Here is a 7,043-nt window from a genome sequence, read left to right on the forward strand (position 1 = left end):
AACCCTCTACCGAGGTGGAGTTGATATAGCTGACCTCGCCGGCCGGCTGATAATCGGCGACCTGGATGGTCTTCTTCGCCGCGATATAATCCTTCAGCACACCGGCATCCACCAGACCGGCATTAATGGTGTCGATCTTCGGATAACCGTCACCACCGGCCGCGCTGAAGCTCGGGATGGAGAAGCTGTAGGTTGCTGCCGGATCGAAGGCCTTGCCGCCGATGGTGGCGATGTCCACACTCTTGGCTTGGCAATCCACCGTCATCTTGATGCCGCCGAACTGGGCATAGCCACCGGTATTGGCGGTCTTGGTCGCGACCTGACCCAGGTAGGTCAGCAGCTCGTTGCCGCTCATGGTCGCCTTGTTGACGGTGTTGCCGAACGGATGCACGGTCAGCACGTCACGGTAGCTGATGTCCCCTGCCGCGATGGAGGCACGCACCCCACCGGAGTTGACGATGCCAAAGTCGGTGCTCAGCTTCTCGGCGGTCGCGGTGGTGATGAGACGACCCAGGTTGGTCTGCTTGTTGCGGACGTTGGCGCGCTCACCGTCCAGTACGCCATCGGTGGCACCGATAACCACACCCAGCTCCTGCTGTCCCTTCTCCTGATAGGTGAGCAGGGTGTTGTAGAGCTCGGGATCCTTGACGATCTCTTCCTGAATGAAATCACCGTCCGCGTTCTTCAGGTTGACCGGGATCAGATCGTACTGGGTCAGGGTCAGCTTGCCATTCTGATAGTCAAACTGGGCACGACCCACATACTTGCCCCACTCGTGAGCCTGCATGATCCAGGTGCCGTTCTGCTGATCCGGCTGGCAGTCGTCGCCCGGCTTGAAGTCGGCGTACTTGTCCGGGGTGCCCGGCTCCATGCAGACCGGGTTCTGGGAGTGACCACCGATGATGGCGTCCAGGGTGCCTGCCGGCAGCGCACGGGCCATCTCCACGTCACCCGGTGCGTTGCTGCCGTGCTGACCATTCTCGTAATGGCCCATGTGGGTGATGGCAAGAACCAGGTTCGCCTCTTTGTTGTCGCGGATCTGCTTGCCGAGATTGGCGGCTTCCGTGGTCGGATCGCGGAACTCCAGGGTCTGGACGTTGTTGGGATCCACCAGCTGGGCGGTGTCCTCTGTGGTCAGACCCAGCACGGCGACCTTGAGGCCGCTTTCCAGCTTGAACACCTTGTAGGGATCGAAGTAGCGCTTGCCGCTCGTCTTGTCATAGATGTTGGCGGAGATCATCGGGAACTGGGCCCACTGGCGCTGTTTCTCGAGGATGGTCAGGGGGTTGTCGAACTCGTGGTTGCCCACCGCCATGGCATCGTAACGGATGCTGTTCATGGCCATGAAGTCCGGCTCTGCATCCTGCAGATCCGACTCTGGCACTCCGGTGTTGACGTCACCGCCGGAGAGCACCAGCACTTCGCTGCCCGCCGCTTTCGCCTCGGCACGCAGCCGCTCGACCAGGGTCTTCTGGGCCGCCATGCCATATTCGCCCTTGTCGTTGTGCCAGAAACGACCGTGGGTATCATTGGTATGCAAAATGGTCAGCTTGCAGACATTTTCGGTGCAGGGGGCGACGCTGTCGTTGCTTGAGGTATTGCAGCCGCTCAATGCGGCAAGCACTGCCAGTGCGATACTTCCTTTGACAAATTTATAATTCATTTCCATATCACCTTGTTATTTTGTTATTGGACGACCCTATCTAGGATCGGGCGGTAATATAACAAACAACATGTGACGGTTTTTCATCGGCGACTCACAAATTCCGCCAAATGTGATCATCCACGCAACCTGTTTCCCCTATTTGGAACAGAGGCACCCCACTCGCAGAGCAATTTCCCCCATGATGGCAGCCCGCCGGTAACGGTTATGGCATACTGCCCGCCAATCAATGCCAAGGAGTGCCTGGAATGGCCAAGTACGACAAAATTTCCCCCGAAACCCAGCAGGAGGCGATGAAGATCGCCCGTGCCAACCAGAAGCCGGGGCAGACCAAGGAGCAAACCCAGCTCATCGCCCAGGGGATCCAGAAGGGCATAGACGAATACAAGAAACAGATGAAGGCGAAGGCCCGCGAGGCCAGCCGCCAGAAGAAACTGCAAGCCAAAGCCAGGCACTCTTCCCAAGAGACACGGGAAGAGGAGAGCGAAGCCGAGGTCATCGAGCTCACCCGCCAGCACCCGCTGCCCTGGATCCTGCTGGTGCTGAGCTGGCTGGTATTTGCCGTGCTCTGGTTCTGGTTCCGCTGATCCTGCCCAGGCAAACCTTTGCCCTGCGATCCGCTTCACAGCCCGGGCGCGGGGGACTGGTCATTCCCCACCCGGACTGCCTACACTCTGCCCCCCTTGTCAGGAGACACTCATCATGAATCCGGCCCCGCTCTATCTGCTGGCTCCCCTCGCCCTCTTCCTCGTGACCCTGGTGCTCTATCGCATCTCGCCACTGCGGGCGGTTGCCGCCGGCCATGCCCGCTGGTTTATCCTGCCCGCCTTCACTCTCTTTATCCTGCTCATCGTCATCAATGGCGCTGCGGATCCCGCCCTGCGAAGCCCTGCTTTCCACTGGCTGATGCCGGGGTTCGGCTTTGCCCTGAGCCTGTTCCCTGCCCTGCCCAAGGCACTGGTACCGCGCCTGGCTATCAAGGAGGGAGCCTTTGCTGCCCTGGGTCTGATGCTGATGAGCCTTGCCATGGTCTACTGATCGGCAAACGCTGGCGTCACGATGGCGCCAGCCCCCCTTCTTGTACAAAGAATGGCCTTCAGGCATCTTGGTGGGCGGATAACCGGCATGGAGGCCAGATGAACAATCCGCCCGATTTCATGGCGCTGTGGGATTATCAGGATCCCGTTGCCAGCGCCCAGCGTTTTCAAGCACTGCTGCCCGAGGCGCGTGCCGCCAACCTGCAATGGGAGCTGGAGCTCCTCACCCAGATAGCCCGTACCCATTCGCTGCAACGCCAGTTTGCACAGGCGCACCAGCTGCTCGACGAGATAGAACCCCGCCTCACCGAGGCGACTCCCCGGGCCCGCCTGCGCGCCTTGCTGGAGCGTGGCCGCACCTTCAACTCCGCCGGTGACAAGGCCAGCGCCAGAGCCCTGTTTGAACAGGCCTGGCAACTGGGAGAGCAGTACGAAGAGCACTATCTGGCCATCGATGCGGCCCACATGGTGGCCATCGCCGCCCCCCTGAAGGAGCAGAGCCACTGGCACCAGCTGGCGATGACCCTGGCCGAGCGCAGTCACGACAAGCGGGCGCGAAGCTGGCTCGCCACCCTCTACAACAATCAGGGCTGGACCCTGTTCGAGCTGGGTCGCCTCGACGAGGCCATCGCCTGTCAACAAAAGTGCCTGGCCTGGCACGAGCAGCACAACAACCAGAGCAAAGCCTTTATCGCCCGCTGGAGTCTGGCGCGCCTGAGCCGGGCCCAGGAGCGCCATGAACAGGCCATGGCCGAACTGGCGCAGTTGCGCGACGACATGGCCGCCGCAGGCACCCCCGAGGATGGCTATGTGTTCGAGGAGCTGGGGGAGAATGCACTCGTGCTCAATGATCCCGCGGCGACCGAATACTTTGCCCGCGCCTGGTTTCTGCTGTCACAGGATGGCTGGTTCACCGCCAACGAGGCAGAACGACTGGCCAGGCTCAAGCTGCTCGCCAAACTCTGATAAGCGTGCGGGGCGACCAATTGGCCGCCCCGCACATCAGCATGTCTGCCCGGGAGCAGAGGTGACGGCTCAGGCCGGACTCGCCTCTTCCCAGCTCTGCTTCTTGCGATAAATCGTGGAAGGGCTTATTTCCAGCAGGGCCGCCGCCTTGGGGATGTTGCCGTCACAACTGGCGATGGCCTGCTCGATGGCCTCCTTCTCCACCTGCCAGAGCGGACGGACCTGCCTGCGAACGACGACGGATTCTGACTGGGGATCCGCGATCCCGACCGCAGGCTCCGGGGCCAGGGTACGCCCCCCGTTGAGGGGAGGTGGCAGGATATCCGGGCTCACCAGCTCGCCATCGTTGAGCACCACTATGTTGCGCACCACGTTTTGCAGCTCGCGCACGTTGCCGGGCCAGGGATAGTCGAGCAGCACCTGCACTGCGTCCGCATCAAAATCCCTGAACCGCTTGTTCTCCTCACCGGCATAACGCAGCAGCAACTCCCGGGCCAGCAGCAGGATGTCCTCTCCCCGCTCCCTCAGGGGGGGCAGCGCCAGCGGGATCACGTGCAGGCGGTAGTAAAGATCTTCACGAAACCGTCCGGCCTTGACCTCCACCAGGGGATCCCGGTTGGTGGCGCAGACAAAGCGCACATCCACCGTCTCCAGCTTGCCGCTGCCGACCCGCTGCAAGGTGCCGGTCTGGATGAAACGCAGCAGCTTGCTCTGCAGGTCGAGATCCATCTCGCAGATCTCGTCGAGGAAGAGGGTACCGCCGTCCGCCAGACTGGCCGCCCCCTTGCGATCCCCTTGGGCACCGGTAAACGACCCCTTCACGTGGCCGAAGATCTCGCTCTCCATCAGGTCATGGGGAATGGCGGCGCAGTTGAGGGCGATGAAGGGCTGATCCCGACGCGGGCTGCACTGGTGGATGGCCTCGGCGCACACCTCCTTGCCAGTGCCGCTCTCGCCAGTGATGAAGACGGTGGCCTTGCTCGGCGCCGCGCTCTCGATGATGCGATAGACCGCCTGCATCGCCATGGAGGCGCCGATGAAACCGGCAAAGGAGCTGCGCTCGAAGTTTTCCCGATACTGGGCCACCAGCGAGCTGAGCTGCTGGTGCTTCAGGGCATTGCGCGCCGTGGCGCACAGGCGCTTGCCATCGAACGGCTTGGTGAGAAAATCGAAGGCCCCGAACCGCATCGCCTCCACCGCCACATCCACCGAGCCGTGCGCGGTGATCACCACCACGGAGCAGGGCAGTTGCCGCTCAGTGATCTGCTGCAAGATGTCCATGCCGGACATGTCGGGCAACTCCAGGTCGAGCAGCACCACGGGGGGCGGGCTTGCCAGCAATTGTGCCAAAGCCTGCTGGCCACAGTCTGCCAGCTGCACCTCGTAGCCATCCTGGGCCAGATACTGCTCATAGACGACCGCCAGACTGCGGGTATCTTCCACCAACAGGACACGGGGTTTGCTTTCAGCCACGAGATCCATCCTTGCGCTTGATTTTGTTGTCTATTCTGGGGGCTAGCCGCCACACACTCAAGACGGCCTCATCGCTTTATCCGGGGGATTGCGACAATACACAAGCAAAAACGGCTCCCTGGGGAGCCGTTTTTATGGTGCTTTGAGCTTATTTCTTGGCGTTGTCGCCATCGGCAGCCGGTTTTTCGATGGCCAGCAGCTCTACGTCAAATACCAGCACGGCGTTGGCCGGGATGGAACCTGCACCGTGCTCGCCATAGGCCAGCTTGGACGGCAGGAAGAACTTGAACTTGGAGCCGACTGGCATCAGTTGCACCCCTTCGGTCCAGCCCGGGATCACCTGGTTGAGCGGGAAGGTAGCCGGCTCACCGCGATCGACGGAGCTGTCAAACTTGGTGCCATCGGTCAGGGTACCGGTGTAGTGCACCTTGACGATGTCGGTGGCCTTCGGCTTGGCGCCGTCACCCATCTTCTCGACCTGATATTGCAGGCCGGACTCGGTGCTCTTCACGCCCTCTTTCTTGGCGTTGGCAGCCAGGAACTCTTCACCCTTCTTCAGGTTTTCCACGGCATCCTTGTCGGCCTTCGCCTTGGTCAGCTCGTTGATCTTGGCGTCGTATTCCTGCAGAACCTTCTGGATCTCCTCGTCGGTCATCTTGGCTTCTTTGCCCAGACCGTCGGTGACACCCTTCAGGATCACGGTGTTGTCCAGCTTGATGCCGAGCTCCTGCTGGCGCTCCAGGGTATTGGCGATATAACGACCCATGGAGAGGCCGATCGCATAGCCGGATTGCTCTTCAAAGCTCTTGGCCTCAGCCTTGGGGGCCTCTGCCGGCTTGCTGGCTTCTGCCTTGACCTCTGCGGTGTTGGTCGCAGCAGGTTTCTCATCTTTTTGGCAAGCAGTCAGACCGACGGCAACCGCCGCAGCCAACAGGGACACCTTCAGAAAATTGTTCATCAGTTTCTCCAAAACTCTAAATACCGCTCTCGGTTCCTTCGTGAAATGAGAGGTTTATCGTGATAAGCGCCTTATACTAACGCCGTGATCGCAGGTAACGAAAGCATGAGACAGGAAAAATGATCAAAAGTGCCATTTATCTCATCGGTATTTGCCTGATGCTGACGGGGTGCGAACAACGCTCACTTCCCAGCCAGCAGATCCGCCTCGCCCACCAGGGTCTGCTGAGCGCGGATCTCGCCAGTTCCGGCAAGCTCGCGCTCGTCTCCAGCCTGAGTCAGGGCACTGTGGTGTGGGATCTGGAACAGGGCAAGGAGCGCTGGCGCTGGCGCCAGAGCGACGACCAGGAAGAGTTCGTCACCCTGACCCGCTTCTCCCCCGATGACAGCCATGCCATCACCGCCACCCAGCACACCTTCGCCATCTGGCGCTTGCAGGATGGCCGCTCCCAGGGCTACTACTCCCTGCCAGAATCCCGCCTGCGCGATGCGGCGATCTCGGCGGATGGCCGCCAGGTGCTCATCGGCCGTGAAGACGGCAAGGCGGAAGTGGTCGACACCCAGACCGGACGCCGGCTGCAATTCCTCGGCCACACCGAACAGGTCAACACGGTGGATCTCTCCCCCAATGGTCGCTATGCCCTCACCGGCGGCAACGATTACAGCGCCTATCTGTGGGATACCCGCACGGGCCAGGTGGTGTGGCGCTTCAACCACGCCGGGCGAGTCGTGATGGCGAGACTGGATCCGTCCGGACGTTTCGCCTTCACCGCAGACAGTCGCCAGGCCAGCATCTGGGATCTCAAAACCGGCAAGGAGCACAGCCGGTTGCAATACGATCACCGCTTCGAGGTCTACACCAGCGCCCGCTTCGTCAACGGCGGCAACTGGCTCATCACCGGCGCCCCCTCCCGCCAGCTCACTCTGTGGCAGGTGAGTGACGGCCA

At 61.2% G+C, this 7,043-nt stretch carries 7 protein-coding genes; 4 read left to right on the forward strand and 3 right to left on the reverse strand.

The genetic code is table 11. From position 1 onward, the window contains the following. On the reverse strand, positions 1-1,663 hold a 1,663-nt coding region (ushA, locus tag AACR77_RS10315), incomplete at its 3' end, for a bifunctional UDP-sugar hydrolase/5'-nucleotidase UshA (RefSeq protein WP_042881259.1). A 248-nt stretch (positions 1,664-1,911) separates the two neighbouring features. Here ushA and AACR77_RS10320 point away from each other — a divergent pair. The 3 genes from AACR77_RS10320 to AACR77_RS10330 all read left to right on the forward strand — a co-directional run bounded on the left by AACR77_RS10320 (position 1,912) and on the right by AACR77_RS10330 (position 3,666). Beyond that, entirely contained in the window at positions 1,912-2,250 is a 339-nt protein-coding gene (locus AACR77_RS10320; protein WP_041211201.1) for a DUF2956 domain-containing protein, read from the forward strand. Positions 2,251-2,365: 115 nt separating this feature from the next. Further along, on the forward strand, positions 2,366-2,701 hold the full coding sequence (locus tag AACR77_RS10325) for a hypothetical protein (RefSeq protein ID WP_010673254.1): 336 nt from the start codon (positions 2,366-2,368) through the stop codon (positions 2,699-2,701). Positions 2,702-2,799: 98 nt separating this feature from the next. Next, positions 2,800-3,666 carry a tetratricopeptide repeat protein gene (locus AACR77_RS10330; protein ID WP_042881261.1) on the forward strand — a complete coding sequence of 289 codons (867 nt, stop codon included), beginning with the start codon at positions 2,800-2,802 and terminating at the stop codon, positions 3,664-3,666. A gap of 69 nt (positions 3,667-3,735) precedes the next feature. On the opposite strand, the gene AACR77_RS10335 is transcribed toward AACR77_RS10330, so the two are convergent. Then, on the reverse strand, positions 3,736-5,139 hold the full coding sequence (locus AACR77_RS10335; RefSeq protein ID WP_042881314.1) for a sigma-54-dependent transcriptional regulator: 1,404 nt from the start codon (positions 5,137-5,139) through the stop codon (positions 3,736-3,738). A 148-nt stretch (positions 5,140-5,287) separates the two neighbouring features. After that, positions 5,288-6,097 (reverse strand): FKBP-type peptidyl-prolyl cis-trans isomerase, encoded by an 810-nt coding sequence (fkpA, locus tag AACR77_RS10340; RefSeq protein WP_029313875.1) that lies wholly within the window; start codon positions 6,095-6,097, stop codon positions 5,288-5,290. A 119-nt stretch (positions 6,098-6,216) separates the two neighbouring features. Here fkpA and AACR77_RS10345 point away from each other — a divergent pair. Beyond that, on the forward strand, positions 6,217-7,043 hold an 827-nt coding region (locus AACR77_RS10345; RefSeq protein WP_231563203.1), incomplete at its 3' end, for a WD40 repeat domain-containing protein.

The sequence above is a fragment of the Aeromonas sp. ZOR0002 genome, assembly GCF_963866995.1.
Lineage (GTDB): Bacteria > Pseudomonadota > Gammaproteobacteria > Enterobacterales > Aeromonadaceae > Aeromonas > Aeromonas caviae.

Bases quoted from the DNA above. Each gene is read 5' to 3' on its own strand.
- AACR77_RS10320 (WP_041211201.1), top strand. From the start codon at position 1,912: ATGGCCAAGTACGACAAAATTTCCCCCGAAACCCAGCAGGAGGCGATG.
- AACR77_RS10325 (WP_010673254.1), top strand. From the start codon at position 2,366: ATGAATCCGGCCCCGCTCTATCTGCTGGCTCCCCTCGCCCTCTTCCTC.
- AACR77_RS10330 (WP_042881261.1), top strand. From the start codon at position 2,800: ATGAACAATCCGCCCGATTTCATGGCGCTGTGGGATTATCAGGATCCC.
- fkpA (WP_029313875.1), bottom strand. From the start codon at position 6,097: ATGAACAATTTTCTGAAGGTGTCCCTGTTGGCTGCGGCGGTTGCCGTC.